Source organism: Klebsiella sp. JN_Kp127 (assembly GCF_040062505.1).
GTDB lineage: Bacteria > Pseudomonadota > Gammaproteobacteria > Enterobacterales > Enterobacteriaceae > Klebsiella > Klebsiella quasipneumoniae.
The window spans coordinates 190,526-207,454 of the sequence record NZ_JBEAHS010000051.1; the positions used below are offsets into that span (position 1 = coordinate 190,526).

The 16,929-nt window shown below is 58.1% G+C and carries 17 protein-coding genes; 4 read left to right on the forward strand and 13 right to left on the reverse strand.

Annotation, left to right across the window (positions count from 1 at the left end):
- Positions 1-682: 682 nt before the first annotated feature.
- Positions 683-2,011, reverse strand: coding sequence for a 6-phospho-alpha-glucosidase (locus ABLV04_RS20085; protein ID WP_023289677.1), 1,329 nt, complete (start codon positions 2,009-2,011; stop codon positions 683-685).
- An 11-nt stretch (positions 2,012-2,022) separates the two neighbouring features.
- A complete protein-coding gene (locus ABLV04_RS20090; RefSeq protein WP_180265989.1) occupies positions 2,023-3,561 on the reverse strand; it encodes a PTS transporter subunit EIIC in 1,539 nt (512 codons plus the stop codon).
- Positions 3,562-3,828: 267 nt separating this feature from the next.
- Here ABLV04_RS20090 and ABLV04_RS20095 point away from each other — a divergent pair, with 267 nt between their 5' ends.
- Entirely contained in the window at positions 3,829-4,527 is a 699-nt protein-coding gene (locus ABLV04_RS20095) for a UTRA domain-containing protein (RefSeq protein WP_004205898.1), read from the forward strand.
- Here the strand turns inward: ABLV04_RS20095 and ABLV04_RS20100 are convergent.
- A complete protein-coding gene (locus ABLV04_RS20100) occupies positions 4,524-5,276 on the reverse strand; it encodes a sulfite exporter TauE/SafE family protein (protein ID WP_180265988.1) in 753 nt (250 codons plus the stop codon). The two genes, ABLV04_RS20095 and ABLV04_RS20100, sit on opposite strands and share 4 nt — an antisense overlap.
- 109 nt (positions 5,277-5,385) lie before the next feature.
- Here ABLV04_RS20100 and ABLV04_RS20105 point away from each other — a divergent pair, with 109 nt between their 5' ends.
- Together ABLV04_RS20105 and ABLV04_RS20110 are read left to right on the forward strand one after the other, a co-directional pair.
- Positions 5,386-6,270, forward strand: coding sequence for a LysR substrate-binding domain-containing protein (locus ABLV04_RS20105; RefSeq protein WP_087824289.1), 885 nt, complete (start codon positions 5,386-5,388; stop codon positions 6,268-6,270).
- A gap of 130 nt (positions 6,271-6,400) precedes the next feature.
- On the forward strand, positions 6,401-7,276 hold the full coding sequence (locus ABLV04_RS20110) for an NAD(P)-dependent oxidoreductase (RefSeq protein WP_044523052.1): 876 nt from the start codon (positions 6,401-6,403) through the stop codon (positions 7,274-7,276).
- 52 nt (positions 7,277-7,328) lie between these two features.
- Here the strand turns inward: ABLV04_RS20110 and ABLV04_RS20115 are convergent, their stop codons facing one another.
- The 10 genes from ABLV04_RS20115 to ABLV04_RS20160 all read right to left on the reverse strand — a co-directional run bounded on the left by ABLV04_RS20115 (position 7,329) and on the right by ABLV04_RS20160 (position 15,300).
- Entirely contained in the window at positions 7,329-8,798 is a 1,470-nt protein-coding gene (locus ABLV04_RS20115) for an alpha/beta hydrolase (protein ID WP_180265938.1), read from the reverse strand.
- Positions 8,799-9,002: 204 nt separating this feature from the next.
- Positions 9,003-9,569, reverse strand: coding sequence for a histidine phosphatase family protein (locus ABLV04_RS20120; protein WP_064154773.1), 567 nt, complete (start codon positions 9,567-9,569; stop codon positions 9,003-9,005).
- A gap of 4 nt (positions 9,570-9,573) precedes the next feature.
- Positions 9,574-10,329, reverse strand: coding sequence for a CbtA family protein (locus ABLV04_RS20125; RefSeq protein ID WP_180265937.1), 756 nt, complete (start codon positions 10,327-10,329; stop codon positions 9,574-9,576).
- Between the two features lie 10 nt (positions 10,330-10,339).
- A complete protein-coding gene (locus ABLV04_RS20130; protein WP_117137038.1) occupies positions 10,340-10,549 on the reverse strand; it encodes a CbtB-domain containing protein in 210 nt (69 codons plus the stop codon).
- On the reverse strand, positions 10,546-11,013 hold the full coding sequence (locus ABLV04_RS20135) for a nitrile hydratase accessory protein (RefSeq protein WP_064154618.1): 468 nt from the start codon (positions 11,011-11,013) through the stop codon (positions 10,546-10,548). The genes ABLV04_RS20130 and ABLV04_RS20135 overlap by 4 nt, the downstream gene beginning before the upstream one ends.
- A complete protein-coding gene (gene nthB, locus ABLV04_RS20140) occupies positions 11,010-11,663 on the reverse strand; it encodes a nitrile hydratase subunit beta (RefSeq protein WP_064154617.1) in 654 nt (217 codons plus the stop codon). Before nthB ends, ABLV04_RS20135 begins: the two co-directional genes overlap by 4 nt.
- Positions 11,664-11,678: 15 nt before the next feature.
- Positions 11,679-12,287 carry a nitrile hydratase subunit alpha gene (gene nthA / locus ABLV04_RS20145; RefSeq protein ID WP_065812539.1) on the reverse strand — a complete coding sequence of 203 codons (609 nt, stop codon included), beginning with the start codon at positions 12,285-12,287 and terminating at the stop codon, positions 11,679-11,681.
- A gap of 24 nt (positions 12,288-12,311) precedes the next feature.
- Positions 12,312-13,826: an amidase gene (locus ABLV04_RS20150; RefSeq protein WP_065812540.1), complete on the reverse strand. Its 1,515-nt coding sequence runs from the start codon at positions 13,824-13,826 to the stop codon at positions 12,312-12,314.
- Between the two features lie 136 nt (positions 13,827-13,962).
- A complete protein-coding gene (locus ABLV04_RS20155; protein WP_064154614.1) occupies positions 13,963-14,445 on the reverse strand; it encodes a group 1 truncated hemoglobin in 483 nt (160 codons plus the stop codon).
- A 60-nt stretch (positions 14,446-14,505) separates the two neighbouring features.
- Entirely contained in the window at positions 14,506-15,300 is a 795-nt protein-coding gene (locus tag ABLV04_RS20160) for a transporter (RefSeq protein ID WP_257394956.1), read from the reverse strand.
- A gap of 503 nt (positions 15,301-15,803) precedes the next feature.
- On the opposite strand from ABLV04_RS20160, the gene ABLV04_RS20165 reads away from it, so the two are divergent.
- Complete coding sequence (locus ABLV04_RS20165) at positions 15,804-16,757, forward strand: helix-turn-helix domain-containing protein (RefSeq protein ID WP_117137040.1); 954 nt, start codon at positions 15,804-15,806, stop codon at positions 16,755-16,757.
- Positions 16,758-16,929: the final 172 nt, after the last annotated feature.

A 16,929-nucleotide genomic window follows, 5' to 3' on the forward strand; every position in this document is an offset into this window, starting at 1 on the left:
CATCTCCCCAGTCAGGATTTATCACGCCTGTGTTGTCGTATCTAACTGAATTCAATGATTTTCTTCTTTGTGTAATTGCTCGGCACATGGCAGGGTACGCTAAGCAATGGCGGTCAAAGAGGTTTACGGCTTGGTGGTGATATGGATGTTGTCGATATCCGTTCTCCTTTTCGGGGTTAGCGGTCTTCAGTGCGTCGGCAGGACAGCGCCCTGGTGTGGCATGTTGCTGTCGTTCCGGCGATTTACTGTGATAAGAATATGGCACAAAGAAATGGAACGAGCATGCTACAAGATCACATTATGAAAATTTAATTTCAAATCAGTGTTGCAGGAAGGTAAATACATGAAGCCAATCACAATGGCATGCAGCGCGATATCCCCATGAAAAGGGGGTTAATTTTGCGAGTGAGTAATAATGATGTTGTTTTCAGTGGGTTAATGTAACTCAAAGAATACAACGCAGATCACATTTTTACGCCATAATATCGAAGAATAGAATTTATATTTCATTACTCCGATTAGGGAAAAGCGTGGCTGGCGACTCTGGGGCGTCGGTCTGGAGGGGGTAGCGCAGGCCATTGACGCGTCTGTGCGGAGGGAGGTTATGGGGCAGGCATCGCGGGACGGGTGCCGCTGATAACCCTGCGGAGAGAAGGTCTCCCGGCAGGGTTGCGGCAAAAAATCAGTGCAGCGCGGGCCAGTAACCTTCGTTGGCGACGATCAGCTCATCGAGGATCGCTTTCGCCACCGCGGCGCTGGGCACCGTTTTCGACAGGGTGATGGCCTGCCACAGTTTCTGGTAGCTGCCCTCGATCCAGGCGTCAACCACTAGCTTCTCCACCGCCACCTGCTGCTCCATCAACCCTTTCTGGAACGAAGGGATTTTTCCCATCGCCAGCGGTTCCGGGCCGTTGACGCCCACCAGGCAGGGGACTTCCACCATCGCCGTTTCGTCAAAGTTGGCGATTGCCCCGTTGTTCTCCACGATCAACAGCATCCGCTCCTGGGTGTTAAAGGCGATGGCGCAGGCGAGGTCGACGATGAAAGTGGCATGGGCCCCGGCGTGGAAATGCGCGCCTTCCGCGGTGCCGCGACGGGTGATCTCCCGGGCCATATCGAAGACCTCTTTTTCACGTCCGGCCATCACCTCGTTGGCCCGCGTAAAGTCCGGGTCAGAGTGCGCCACCTCGTAGTCAGGGTAGAGGTAGTATTTCAGGTAAGTGTTAGGCAGGGTCAGGGGATCAAGGGCAAACACATCCTTCACCTTTTTAAAGGTCTCGATCCAGCTCGGCGCCTTATGCTGAAAATCCTCTTTTGGGCTACTGTAACCCTGCTCCGCCACGTGACGCTTCAGCGCCGGCATCAGATCGTTACCGGCTTTATCGGTGATGCTGGTCCACCAGCCAAAATGATTCAGGCCGTAGTAGCGGACGTTCAGTGCCTTGCGGGACGGCAGACCGAGGATGTCGGCAAACAGCCCCTCAATGGCCACCGGCATATCGCAGATGTTGATAATGCGCGCGTCGGGACGCAGGCGACGGGTCGCTTCCGCGACGATGGCCGCCGGATTGGAGTAGTTGAGCATCCACGCCCCCGGGGCGTATTGCTGCATATAATCGACCAGCTCCAGTACGCCGGCAATCGAGCGCATACCGTAGGCGATCCCCCCCGGCCCACAGGTTTCCTGGCCCGGCACGCCATATTTCAGCGGGATCTTTTCATCCTTTTCCCGCATTTCATACAGGCCAACGCGAATATGCGCCATCACAAAATCAACGTCGGTGAAGGCCGCCTGCGGATCGGTGGTATAGCTGAACTTCACCTGCGGGAAGCGTTCAGCCACCAGAATGGCGCAGGCGTCGCCGATGGTCTTCTGACGCTCGTGATGGTTATCGTACAGACGGATCTCCCGCAGGGGAAAGCGCGCCATATTTTCCAGCAGCATCATGACAATCCCTGGCGTGTAGGTACTCCCGCCGCCGGCAATCGTGACCACAAAGTTATCTTTCATTTACCACCTCGTTATTCAGTTACACCCAGACTGGCGTTGACCGCCGTTCGAATTTTGTTAACCCCCAGGCCATAGATCACCTGGACATGATTGCCTTTAATCAGCACGCTGCTCCCGCCGCTCTCTTTCAACAGCGTCTGCTGGATGAGAGTGGGGTCGCGCACATCGACCCGCAGACGGGTAAAACAGTTTTCCACCGTACAAACATTCTCTTTACCGCCCAGCCCCGCAATCACCAGCGCGCCTCTGTCTGAATCGCCATGCGCCTGATCCGTCTGTGGGGAAGACGCCGCATCGGCAGCGGCTTCGCGCCCCGGGGTAAGCATTCGCAGGCGGGTAATGCAGAAGGTGCCGACCAGGTACATGGTGGCGGTTTCCAGCAGGCCGAGCAGGACAAATACCGGCCAGCGCGTCACGCTGGCGCCGGCGGGCAGGTTATAGACGACAAAATCGATAAGACCGTTTGTGGCGCAGACCCGCACGTGAAGCAGCCAGGCCAGCATCTGGAAGAAACCGTCCAGCAGGGAGTAGATAAGCCACAGCAGCGGGGCGGTGAAGATAAAGAGAAACTCAAACGGTTCGGTGATCCCCACCAGCACTGAGGTGACAATTAAGGGGATCAGCGTGACTTTGAGTCGCTGTTTATTCTCCGGTTTCGCCGTGCGGTAGAAGGCGAGCGCCATACCGGCGGTGCCAAAAATCTTCACCATCCCATAGGTTAAAAAGCGGGCGGAATCACTGAGCGCGTCAACGGGATGACGGGCGATTTCGGCGAGGAAAATAGGCTTGGCGCCAATGACGGTCTGGCCATCAATCAGCAACTGACCGCCGATAGAGGTAAAGACGAACGGCGACCAGATCAGATGATGCAGCCCGGTAGGGATCAGGAAGCGGTTGAGAAAGCCGTACAGGAAGACCCCGATGGCGCCAAACGATTTCATAAAGCCGGTCAGCGCCGAGATGCCCAGCTCCACCACCGGCCAGAGATAGACGGTGGCGATAGCAAACAGGCCCACCAGCGGCAGCATCACGATCAGCACCAGCTTGCTGTTGCCGTAGATCGACAGCGCGCCGCGAAATTCGATGCCGATCACGCGATTGTGAACAAAGGCGACAGCGCAGCCAAGGATAATACCGAGGAACACGCCCATATCGATAACCTGAAAACCGAAGATGTAGGTTTGTCCGCTGCCATACAGTTGCGCGTTGGTGGCCCCGGTCGCCAGGCGATGGGTCAGGGTCAGCCAGCTGTTGTTCGCCGCCAGGTAGACCAGCCAGGTCATGGCCGCCACGAAAGCGGCTTCGGCTTTGCGGGTTTTCGCCAGACCGCTTGCCAGCCCGAGGCAGAACAGAAACCCGAGATTGTTCATCAGCGCCCAGAGCATGCTGGAGACGAATTTCCCTAACAGATAGATCCCGCTGCTTTCATCCACCCACAGCCGGTTGGTGGTCATGCTGAACAGGGCGATCAACAGGCCGATAGCCGGCAGATACAGCACCGGCCCGATCATCGCCTTGGAAAAGTCCTGAAGCTTTTTCACGCCAATCATGGTTGTCCTCTCGTCTTCATAGCCTGCTGTCATCACCTGATCAATAGGCTTATCAGACTAGGAGCAGACCACCGGGATCCCGAGCAGGAAAAAGGCCATCTGTGACGAAAGTCATATATATTGTTGCAGGAGAGATATATAAATATAGCCATTTTTATAGATGAGTTAACGTCTAATCTTTCGCGTAAAAGTTAACTATTATCTGTAAATACAATGCGTTATTTGTCATTCTTTTCCACACCCTCCATCTCAACGAGACATCTAAAAGTGATTTATAAAAAGATTGCCACCGAACTGAAGGCCCGTATCAACAGCGACGACTACGCCGTCGGGGATATGCTGCCCAGCGAAAAAGCGCTGGCTGCGGAGCTGCAGGTCTCGGTGATGACGCTGCGCAAAGCGCTGGCGCTACTGGAGGAGGAAAAGCTGATCGCCCGGCGGCACGGCAGCGGAACCTGCATTGTGCGTAAGAGTAACTATCATGGCGGCGAGCTGGAGGGGTTTAACTACCAGATGCAGGTGGTGGGGGTCACCAACTACCGTAATAAGGTCATTGAGTTCACCTTGCTTGACGCCCCACCGGCCATTGCCCAGCAGTTAAAGATCCAGCCGGGAGAGAAAGTCTACTACGTCAGGCGGCTGCGCCTGATTGATGAGGTCCCGATCCTGGTGGAGAACAGCTACATTCCGTACGCCGCTTTTCCGTGGCTCAGCGTGGGTAACCTTGAGCAGTCTAAGTTCAACTATTTCAAAAAAGAGTGCCATATCACCATTATCGAGAGCCACCGCAGCTATACGCCGGTGCTGGCGACCCGCGAGCAGGCGGAGCTGCTGCAGGTGGCGCCTAACAGCCTCCTGCTACGGGTGCAGTCTGTCAGCTACGCCCAGAACCGGGCGATCGTTGATTTCTCAGAGATCTACCAGAACACCAGTAAATACAATGTGAAGCACATTACCCGCCGCTAGGCCGATCCCCCCAGCAGCCCCCGGAGGATAAGCTCCAGCCCCAGCGCCAGCAGGAACAACAGAAAGCCCTGACGAAAGCGCTGCGGGCTGAGACGCGAGCGGATCCGTTGTCCCAGCCACATGCCGAGCAGCGCGGGCAACAGCGCCAGCGCCGACAGCAGCAGCGACTCTGCACGCCAGCCAGCGTGCAGGGAGAGGCCGGCCGCCATCGCCAGAGTGGAGAGGGTGAACGACAGTCCCAGGGCCTGGACCAGCTCGTCGCGACGAAAGCCCAGCGCCTGCAGCCAGGGCACCGCCGGAATAACGAATACCCCGGTCGCCCCGGTGATCAGTCCGGTCAGTCCGCCCATCAGCGGCGACAGGCGCTTTTCCACGCGGGCGGAAACCTGCACCGCCGGACCACGGAGCGCGTATCCGGCATAAGCTATCAGCACGACGCCCAGCGCCAGCGCCGACCACCGCGGGTTCAGGTGGATGAGCAGTGACGATCCCGCCAGCGTGCCGATAATCATCCCGGTCATCATTAACCAGAGGCGACGCACAATCTGCGCCAGCGCGGGGCCTGCCAGCAGTTGCCAGAGATTGGTTAACAGCGAGGGGAGCACCAGCAGGGCCGCCGCGGCCGGTGGCGGCATCAGCAGGCCAAGCAGGCCCATCGCCACGGTGGGCAGTCCCATACCGGTCACCCCTTTGACCAGCCCGGCGGCGATAAAGATCAGCAGTAAACAGAGAGTGTGAAGATCAAACATCATGGCTCACTTATCGGCTCAGAGAAGGGCATTGAAACAGCTGGTCGCCGGGTGGACAATGCGGTATGTTGCCCGCAGGCTACGGTAAAACCGAAGGGAAGGAGGGCTTATGCGACTGGATCTCGCCGATCTGCGACTGTTTATCGCCATCGTGGATAGCGGCAGCATTACCGGCGGGGCGGCGGCGGCCCATCTGGCGCTGGCCTCCGCCAGCGAAAGGCTGCGCAAAATGGAGGCGGAGGTCGGTGTGCCGCTGCTGCACCGTCATGCCCGGGGGGTGACAACGACCGAGGCCGGGGAGGTGCTGGCGCGCCATGCTCGTCCGTTGTTAGAGCAGCAGCGGCGTCTGCGCCAGGCGATGCACGCCTTCGCCCGCGGTCAGCAGGGCACGCTGCGCCTGTTTGCCAATACCTCGGCGATGTCGGCTTTTCTGCCGGGCAAGCTCGCCGCGTGGATGGCCGCGCATCCCGGGATACAGATCGACACCGAAGAGCGCACCAGCGCGGATATTGTCAGCAGCATTCTGGCTGGCGTGGCGCAGGCCGGGGTGGTGTCCGATGCGGTCGACCCCGGGCCGTTGCGCCTGGAGCCCGTCGCGGAGGATCCCCTGGTGCTGATCGTGCCGCCGGCCCATGCCTTGAGTGACGCCGCCGAGGTGGCTTTCGCAACGATCATCCATGAGCCGCTGGTCGCGCTCTATCAGACCAGCGCGCTGCAGCAGCATATCGAAGAGCAGGCCGCCGGACTTGGACAGGCGCTGAACGTCCGCATCAGGATGAGCCATTTTGAAGGGCTTTGCGAGATGGTGGCTCACGGCGCCGGCGCGGCGATCCTGCCGCGCGTTATTGCCGAACGCTACCTGCCGCGCTACCGGTTCGCCGTTATCACATTGCAGGATCGCTGGGCGCTGCGTCGGCTGTGCCTGTGCTATCAGGATGACGAACGCCTGTCGCCAGCGATGCGCCGCTTGCTGGAGTGGCTCCGCCAGCCCTGAGCCGTGATAAATGTGGCTATCATAAAGTGACAGTGTCACTTTATATGGCGGTTATTGCTACTGACATCCGTGCCAGAGATGCGATAGTAGAAGTCCGCCATTTATTAACACGCGAATCAGGACAGACAAGATGAGTACATTACCAAAAGTCGCGGTGCTGGGACTCGGCGCCATGGGACACGCTTTTGCCAGCAATCTGTTGAAGAAGGGCTTTACCGTCGCGGGCTGGAACCGTTCGCCAGCGCGCGGCGAGGATTTACAGGCACAGGGATTATCCCTGCACGCCACGCCGCAGCAGGCGGTGGCCGATGCCGAGGTGATCATCAGTATGCTCGCCGATGGTCAGGCTACCCTGCAGGTACTGGCGCAAATAGCGCCTGCCTGTCAGCCGCAGGCGATCTATTGCCAGATGGGCACCATCGGCCTGGCGGAGACCCAGGAGGCTATCGCTTTGTTGCGGGAGCGTCAGCCGGCGATGACCTTCGTCGATGCCCCGGTTTCAGGGACCAAAGCCCCGGCGGAGAAGGCGCAGATCCTGGTGCTCGCCAGCGGAGATCGTGAAAAGTGTGGCCCGGCGGAACAGGTATTTGCCGCTATCTCACGTGGGACGCAGTGGTTTGGCGAGGCGGGCAACAGCCAGAAAATGAAGCTGGTCCTCAATGCCTGGCTGATTGCGATGATGCAGGGCATCGCGGAAAGCGCACAGCTGGCGAAGACGCTGGGCTTTACCCCCGACCAGCTGTGGAGCGCCCTGGAGGGCGGCCCGCTGGCGGCGCCCTATGTCAAAGTCAAACTGGACGCCATCGCCAATGAGCAATTCGCGCCGCAGATGCAGCTGGCGCATGCGCTGAAAGATGCCCGGCTGGCCTTGTCCCTGTCCGAGCCGCACACCATGCCGGGACTGGATAACATCGCCGAACTGTGGCAGCAGGCGGCGGATGCGGGATTTGCCGGGCAGGACCTGTCCTCGATATATCAGTGGCTGTCGACGTCGGCGAAAGCATAGTGTAGCGCCCTCAGGAAAAAGTGGCCTCGGCGGCCACTTATCCAGAGGGGAGTTATTTTCCGGAGAGCGCCGGGCGAGTGTCGATCCCTTCGTCAATGCGTTTGATCATATAGGGAAAGAACGGATTGGAAGACTGGCGCATCAGCGAGTCCAGACCCACAACCAGCACAGAACGCTCGCCGCGAGCTGCAAACGTGCCAAGGCTGATCCCGTATTGATTCAGCGGATGGGGATAGCGCCCGTACAGCGAATCGCTCAAGGGGAAGGGGAGCGCGACATGAGAAAGAGAGTAGACGTCCGGTAAATAGTGCATTCCCTGCAGCTTTTCCACCGTGGTGTCTGTTTTCCCGGCGCGGGTGGTGCGAACTTCCATCTCTGTACTGGCGGAATTGGCGTTAGTGATGATCGTGGTTTGATAAGCCCGCGGCGCCGCGGGCAGCAACCGCGCCAGCGCGGTGTAAGACGTCCGGCGTAATAATGAATTAAACCTGACCGCATGATTTAAATCGAACAGGACAATTTCACTGCCATTATCCGGTAAGCGGTTATACAGCGCCGTCACGATCGCCCGCGTACTGACCGTTGAATCCACAACGGACTGAAAGGTCAATACCGGCGGTAAGCTGTTAAGCCTATGATTTCTCGAATCCGTCACTATCTGCTTTTGCAACGCTTTGGTCAGCAGAAACGACTGACGGGCGGCGTTCGTCGGGAAGGAGTTATATTTAAACGGATTAAACTCAGGCATGATGTTTAACCATGCGGCTTTCGAGAAGGCGGGAAGAAACGCGGGCCAGCCCGCGAGGCCGGAAAAGCGCGCGAAGCGGGTAATACCGATCATCGGAGAAATCAGGATCACCCGCTGGGGTTTTGCCAGTCCGGCATTATCCAGCGCGTCCAGCGAATACTTCATTGCCAGCGCGCCGCCGTTGGAAAATCCGACGATATGCAGGGGCGCATCATGACCCGTCAGTCGTTTCGCTTCTCTCACCGCCAGGCGCGTGGCGGCCAGCCAGTCCTGCCAGTCCACGTCGGTCAGCCCGGCGGGTACCGTCCCGTGGCCCGGTAACCTGATACCGATGGCGACATAACCCTGTTGCCGGTAATTTTCGGCGATATGCCGCAGACTGTAGGGTGTATCCGTCAGACCATGCAGCAACACCACAGCGCCTTTCGGTTTGCCATCCGGCATCATAATGTATGACCGATTCCAGTTAGTGGGAAACGAGTCCGGATAGATGGGGCTGTGACTGTAGTAACGATTCAGTTCGGTTTGCTGTTCAGCGTCCAGCTTATCGGTAACCTGGCGTTTTACCTCACTAAAGAGCGCATTCTCTTTTTGGAGGTAATCGTTCCAGTCAGCATTGTCGATTTCATCCGCGCCCATTTCATGCGGAACCCAGGTATGCCAGAGCTGCAGATCGGGCCCGCGCTGAATGTCATAAACGCGTAGTCCCAGAGCGCCAACAATCAACAGCAGCAGGGACAACACGATACGTTTTAACCAGGTTACCCATTTCAACGCGTGGCTTCCTTTCTTAATGACCTGTTTTCTGAGTATAAATAATCATGGTCAGGGAAGGTTTACTTTTTTGCGCAGGACCGGTCGTGAAGGAGGCTGAGCGGTCCTATGGCATTGGGTTTAGCGATGCAGGACAAGTAGATGGAGCCATCCATGGCCAAAGGCGCTTACTTGCTGATGGCTTCAGCGGGACACCGTCGAGCATTAGCCATTTATGTCATCTCTTAATAAACAATAATTCCAGCGCCGTCCGTCACTGCGCAACTCGGTGATGCTGAGCGAGTGGACGTCAATACGTGCAAATGAGTGAAGTGGGGCGCCGAGAACGGCGAGGATCATGGCACGGATAGTGGAGGCAGACGCAATTACACAGTGTCGTCCTTGAATATCGACGTGTTTTGTCAGCCAGCGGCCACAGCGCGCCAACAGCTGAACACGTGATTCTCCGCCCGGCGGCGCTTCACCCTCCAGCCAGGCCAGGAAAGCGTCGGCGTCTTGCGTCATCACCTCACGTAATGGCCGACCGGCCCAGATGCCGTAGTCGGGCTCCGCCAGCTCCATTACCGGGGTACCCGGTAAAGAGAGCGCTGCGGCAGTTTGTCGGGCGGCGGTCTCCGGGGAGATCCAGACGCGGTGACAACGGGCGACACGGCTTTGTAACTGACGCGCCCGTTGCCATTCCCGCGCCTTCAGAGGGGCATCACAGGGGAAATGTGAACCACTGGACGCTGCCGTTTCTCCCTGACAAATCAGCGTTAGCGACGCTCTCATGATGTTAACCGCGGCGGAAGGCTGGGCGTTGCGCACGTGTCGCCGGCGTACGTTCGGCTAAGGCACCGAACGCCACACCGATGACGCTCCAGAGCACCAGGTGCGTGCCGAAGGAGCTAATACGGAAACGCCATAGGAGGTCCGCCGGGAAGTGTTCGGGCACTTCGTTTACTGTCGGCATCAGGGCACAAACCATGAGCATCAGCGCCATAGCGAACAGCATTGCCCACATCATCGCATTTCCTCTGCCAAGGCGCGGTATTAGCTGATGTGATAACCACGCGGCCGCGATGACAATGCCGATGGAAAGCAACATCATGACGAAGTACAGTTCGGTACGATAGCCGATGGTATCCGGGTTACCGACTGCAGGCGGATTGGGTGGGTATTTCAGACCAGGCATCAGGCTCATGACCAGAAAGCCGACCAGCGCCAGGCATAACGCTAACAGACGCGGGTTCGATAGTCCGAAGCGCTGATAGCTAAAGGCCCAGCTCAGTGCCAGACTGCCGCCCAGCGCTGCGCCGAACAGCACCATACCGGCCATTAGCCCGATCCCGGACTGGGTTTGACGGCTAAACACCTCTTCTTCACCGCCATCAGCCGACGCGCTGTGTTGGTGTGTATGAGCGGCCAGACTGTCTTCAATCCCAATAGCACGATCGACCTGCGGCTCGCCGAAATGGTGTGCAAAGGCAAATGCCACCAGTCCAGCCAGAATGCCTGCTATCATCCCCTTGAATAATAGTTTCCCAATCATGTCCGCCTCCTCAGTGGCAGGGAAAACCCAGCAGATGGCGTGCGTCGTGGAAGAATTCATGCACCTGGGTGCCGGAAAACATCGACGTCGCACCTTGTTCCGCACCGACGAAATAGATCGCTAACAGCGCCAGCAGGGTGGTGAACAGTGCCCAGGGCAACAGCGCCGCGATCGGTATCGGAGTGGCCGGGGCGTTGGTGGTAAGGGTGATATCGCTCATGATGTAACTCCGTTGTTGATTTTGCTGATGGAAGACTGTGCCGGGCTAACCGTGACCGGAACGCCGAGTGGAAGCGAGTGGTGGTTATGCGCTGGCGGACAGCTGGCATTGGCCAGGACGATCGGCTGACCATGCGGCGTGTTGATATACGCCAGTCGCCATTCCTGTGTCCGTCGGGCAATGTCATCCGGCGCGGTCAGGTGGAGGGCGGTGATCATGTTCTCCATTGCTGTCGCCCACTGGCGATAGTAGGCATCGTTCACGCTTTCGCCGGGCTGCGCCGGAGCAGCCTTGATCGCTTCGCTGAACGTCCGTACCCATTCTGCCCAAGGGAACAGCCCCGCCCGGTGCAGATGGACGATCAGGGAGAATGCTTTCGCCTGCCAGGGCTTATCAAACACAGGCCCCTCCTCGTCGCGGGGTAACCCGACGGCGGCGTAATCACGCTGTGTCGCAAGGCTCATGCTTCCTCCAGATAGTCGTCCCACAGATCGATGTAGACTTTGTCCGGGCGCGGCGTGCCCCACAGTTCCAGTGCGCTGAAGCTAACGCTGTAGACGTGCTGAGGATGTTCGCCCAGACCGTGCGCTGCAGTGTCTGGCGTGATGAATACACCGTGATCGGTCTCAATACGGCCGATTTTCCCACGCACGTAACGCGGCAGGCGGGTGTGGGTGGTTGGGTTAATGTTTTTTGCCCGAACCAGGTCTCCGGCCTTAAAGCGGGGAGCAACATCGTGACTGACGCGCGCGGAGGCACCGGTACTGACAACCGCCGCGACGATGTCCTGCGTCAGCACCGGCGTGCCTGGCGCGCAGGGAGCAGGGGGCGAGCCACCCCAGAGTTCATCGGCGGTGATCACCCCTTTTTCCATCAGCAGCGTTTCAAATGCGTGCAACCAGTGCTCGTAGTAGCTTGCCTCCAGGTAGTGGGCTGGATCCATGCGTTCAATGGCGTGGCGGAATTCATCCACATTGAAATGTCCGCCGACGAACAGCGAGGCGAACAGCGGAAATACCCGGCGCTCCCATTCATGGCGGAAATACGGCTCATTTTCCTCGTTGAGGATCGGGCCGAGGCCGTGCATACCGCCCAGATCATGTATCCCATTCATGGTTTTCTCCTCTTATTATGGCGCGGCGACCAGCCCGGTGCCGATCATTGAATCGCGGGTGACCAGTTCAATCAGCTGCGCTTCGCTCCAGCCGTCGGTACCCGCCGGACGTTCTGGCAGGACCAGATAGCGCAGTTCCGCGCTGCTGTCCCAGACGCGCACCTCTTTACTTTCGGGTATGGTTACCCCGAATTCGGCAAGAACGCCGCGCGGGTCGATAACGATACGCGAGCGATAGGGGGCCGATTTGTACCAGACCGGCGGAAGACCCAGCACCGGCCAGGGGTAGCAGGAACATAATGTACAGACGGTCACGTTGTGCACGTCCGCCGTGTTCTCCACTACCAGCATGTCTTCACCCTGCACGCCGGAGAAACCCAGCTCGGCGATGGCGGCTGTGGCGTCCTCCAGCAGCCGACGTTTATACTCCGGATCACTCCACGCTTTAGCGACCACCTGCGCGCCGTTACGAGGGCCGACCTTGTGCTCGTACGTGTCAATCAGTTCATCCAGTGCCGCCGGGTCAATCAGTCCTTTCTCCTGTAGCAGGGATTCCAGCGCCCGGACACGTAGCTCGATGTCCGCAGGTGGTTCAGTATGGTCGTGGTCGTGTTGATGGCTCATTTTATGTTTCCCGATGGTTAAGAGTTAAAACATCCGCCAGTCGCCGGAAGCTTCAAATGCGGCGGCGGCCTGATAAAGGGTGCTTTCGGCGAAGTGGCGTCCTACCAACATCATTCCTACCGGTAAGCCGTCGACCAGCCCACAAGGGAGAGTCATTGCCGGATGGCCGGTAATATCCTGCGGTGCGGTATTGCCGATCATCTCAAATGCGCGGGAGATATATTCGGTAATGGAGCAGTCAGGTTTCGGTAATGGCTGTGCGACAAGCGGTACAGTGGGCATCACCAGCAGGTCGAAGTCCGCCAGCGCCCGGTCATAGCCCGCACGCGCGCGACGCGCGATATTCTGCGCCTTGGCATAGTAGCGGCCATGGTAGCGTTCCAGCCCGTACTGGCCGACGAACATGCATATCTTCAGCGATGGGGAAAGCGCGTCGGCGTCCTCACGCCACCGGGCGTGCTTGTCCAGCAGCGCCACGTCATATTGTCCTTTCCAGTTAAAGCCCATGCCGTTGCCATGCATCATCTGCGCGGTCAGCCCCTCGCAGCCGATAGGGGACCAGAGCGCACCCGCCAGGCTATGCTCCGGTACCGAAATCTCGCCGACCGTAGCACCCAGATCCTGCAGACGGGCGACGGCAGCGCGAACTTTCTCCGCGACTCGCGCATCCAGATTCGGCAACTGAAAACCTTCGGCCATAATGCCGATCTTTAAGCCATGTGCTCCCTTACCCAGAGCCTCGGTATAAGCTTCTACTTTGGGGGCATACTGACGCGGGTCCAATCCGTCCGCGCCGGCAATGACCTCAAGGACTAAGGCGTTGTCTTTTACGCTGCGAGTCATCGGCCCGGTATGGTCGAAAGTGGCTTCGATCGGCATGATGCCGGTATAAGGCACCAGACCGTGGGTCGGTTTCAGCCCATAGAGGCCGCACCATGCGGCGGGAATACGCGCAGAGCCTCCTTGATCGCCGCCCATCGCCAAATCAACTTCTCCGGAAGCGACCAAAGCGGCGCTCCCAGAAGATGAGCCACCAGCCGAGTAGCCGCGGCGCAATGGGTTATGTACTGGCGCCGGATCGGAGGTGTGACTGCCTCCCGATAAGCAGAAGTGCTCGCAGGTCGCCTTGCCAAGAATAGTCGCGCCGGCATCCAGCAGTCGGGTGGCAACGGTGGCGTCGTAGACAGGGACGAAGCCTTCAAGCGTCGAGGCTCCGTTCATCATCGGTACGCCAGCCAGCGCGATGTTGTCTTTGAGCACCACGGTGCGGCCAGCCAGCTTACCGGTTGCTGCACCTGTCACCTCGGTCTTGTAATACCAGGCATTGAGCGGATTTTCCTCGCCTTCAGGGCGATAGCCGGCGGCGCGCGGGTAGTGCACCGGGGGGATCTCGTCGGGCAGGGCGTCGATGAGATCATAGGCGTCGAAATTGGCCTGCATCAGCGCCAGATATTCTTCGGCTTGTGCAGGCGTCAATCGTATGTTTAGCCGACTGGCGAGCGCTTGCAGTTGTTCAATAGTAGGACGTTCAATAGCCATGGAGTTCCCTTTGTACGATGTTTGCCAATGCAACCTGTCTTCAATATAAGCCCGAAATGTCATCACTACATGGTTGTGCAGGTCAGTCATTTGGCTGAGACGGACACCCGCCTGTTGCGCGGATGTCCGCCCTCGGTTAAGACGGTTTATCTGTTTTCGGCCAGTGGATGCCGACGCTTTTCATCCCCTTGGTTACGTCCATGTCAGGGTGGGCGAGTACCACATCCCGGTATGAAGGGCTACCGATGACGGCGGGTTTGAACTGGGTCAGGAATGCGGTGACCTCTTCACGAATATCCTGCGGAACGTTGAAGTTCTCGTAGCATTCATTAATAGCCTCGAATACGGCTTTCCAGTGCACTTCGGTCAGCCCCATTCCGCGGTGCGCGGTCACCATATCTCGTCCCCGGTAGACCGTGTTGCCGCCCCAGTGTTTGCACAGAAAATCGACAAAGTTGATATGCTCTTTCTGGAACGACGATTCGGATACGTGCGCCCAGATATGGCCGATATCGGGATGCTTCATACAGGTCTTCAACACTTCCCCTGCGAAAGCGTAAACGGCGTCATAACCGCCGAGACGTTCATAGAGTGTGGGTTTTTGCTGCTGATCGGTCATGATGGATTTCTCCGTTGCGGGTGAGTAGTGAGTCTGGGGATGTCTCTGTGCCGATTCGCATCAGAACAGTTTCATCACGCGCAGGGTGGTATGCAGATCTTCCTTAAAACCGCCATCGACGTTGAGGTCGCGCTGGAGCAGACCCTGTACCTGTACCGTGGGGGTGATGAATTTCGATAATTCCAGCCGTACCTGATCGACGCGCGTCGCCTGTCCGTTCTCAATACCGTCAAGCTGCTGTTTGCCGCCCCAGTACTGGGAATAACCGGCGGCTAGGGTCCAGCTCTTATCGGCGGGCGGCGTCCAGTTCACCCAGCCCTGAAACTGATAGGTGTTGTCCTGCTTAAGTCGACCGGTGCCGATGCCCGAGGCGTCGTCGTTGACGCCATACCACATCACATCTGCGGACAGTTGGGTGGCGAAACCGTTACCCAGCTGCTGCACGCCGCCGAGCTGCAGATCGAACTTCCAGCGATTTTCACCAACGTTTAGCGTGCGTCCGGCGTCGTAGGAGCCCGCGGGGAGGTACAGGTAAGGCACAATGGCGAAGGTTGTACTGGGGTTGTTGACCAGCCAGACCGGCGCGGCAAGGATGGGGTCGCCCAGGCCGCTGGCTGAATCAAGTCGAACGCCGTTTAGTGAGCCATTGTAGAGGCGTCCGTAAGGCAGCAGCACTTGCGGCGCAACCGTAAAGCCACCGACGTCCATGTAGTGAACGTAACGAAAGATGCTGACGAAGGAGTCGAGCCCGGTCTCTTGCTTAATTTCACCGCCCCCGGTCGGGGTGAAGCTATCTCTCGTCGCGTAGGTGAAATATCCCAGAATGGCATCGGTGCCGGCAGGGGCTGGAATCAAATCCTGCGAATTGAGATCGACCGCATGGGCCGGGCCGGTTGCCAGCCACAGTGTGCAGGCGGCCAGGCTGATGCGAAACGTAGCGTTGCTGAAAGTCATGACGTTCCCCCTCTTGTCTGATGTCGTGTTATGTCCGGAGCACGGTGTGGCCTGAAGACCTTACGCTTACTGATACTAGGGAGAAATTTGCGGCGTACTTGCTTCAGCAGGACAGTCGTTTGGCTGGAAGGGACATTCGGTTGCGGGCAGCCCCGTCGTGTGATGGTCCGCCATAGTGCAGGCTTCGCACGTTTAGGGTGCGATTCCAGATTTTGTCGTACTGCTATTCAACGCCCTATATGCCAGCAGAAAAGAGGGGCGCGGATTTTCAGTGTTATTTCCCGGTAACTTAGCGCCGATCGGCGAAACTGAAAGAGGGTGTATTAGCTCGTTGGCATGAGAGTTGCTGTCTGCGAAATCGTTTCTGTCGTTTTGGCGGAATACCCGGCGCGAGGTGAATGATGATGAATAGCATGCAGTCTGCGGGCAGTCTCCACTATTCAACCGTTGGCGTAACCGAGTCGCGCCGCTTCGAGTACTGGAACGACGTAGTGTTACGTCACTGTATTCCAGCCGCCAGCGCCCCTCTGGCTGGGGTCGACTTTGATGCACGGCTAACGGTACGTGGAGTGGGTCTGGTGGATATGTGTTCACTGTCCGCGCCGCTACACAGTTGGGATCGCACGGCCCGTTTTTTGCGCCAGGGCCCCGACGACGATCTGTGGTTGGGGTATATGCAGGATGGATACGGTCAGCTTGAACAGGGGGGACGCAAGGCGACGCTGGCAGCGGACAGTCTGGTGCTCTACGATGCCGCCCAGACATTCCGCTTCAGTCTTGGCGGGCGCGATAATCATCTGGTGCGGATACCCCGCCATTTGCTGAGCTGTCATTTACCTGGGGTCGAACACCTCACCGCGACGGTGCTCGACGACCGCCGCCCGGGGGTGATCCCCTTGCGCGAAATGCTGCGTCAGGCGGCAACGATGCCCGCCTGCCTGGGCACTCCGGATATCTCTGGCCGCTTCTCCCGGACGTTGCTGGATCTACTGGTGCTGAGCCTGGAGTTACAGGACCTGAACAACGTTGGTGTTGAGCGCGATCTGTATTCGCGGATGATGAACTACATCCGGCGGCAATTTGTCGATCCAGATTTGAACATCGAAAGCCTGGCACGGGCGCACCACGTTTCCGTTCGCACCGTCACGCGTGCTTTCGCCCGCCACAAAAAAACGCCGATGGCTGTGATTTGGCAGGAGAGGCTGCTGGCGAGCCGAGAGGCTATCGAACGAGGACGTGTCAATAGCGTGTCCCAGGCGGCGCTGGATTTCGGCTTCTCTGATTTTTCTCATTTCAGCCACGCCTTCCGCAAAGCCTTTGGCATTTCTCCTCGCTCTCTGTTGCCGAAGAAGCAGTAAAATTTTGTTCTATTATCACGTGCTGCGCTGTAGCTCGCGAGCCCTGCGCCTGAAGGACGGGCTAGACCGCATCGCATTGTCATCTGTTATCCGGGCGTCGCAGCAGGTGGATGACAGGATGGCGCAAGTGCTTTCGCTTCTGGCGAATGACCTGGCAGAACCCTGAGACGAG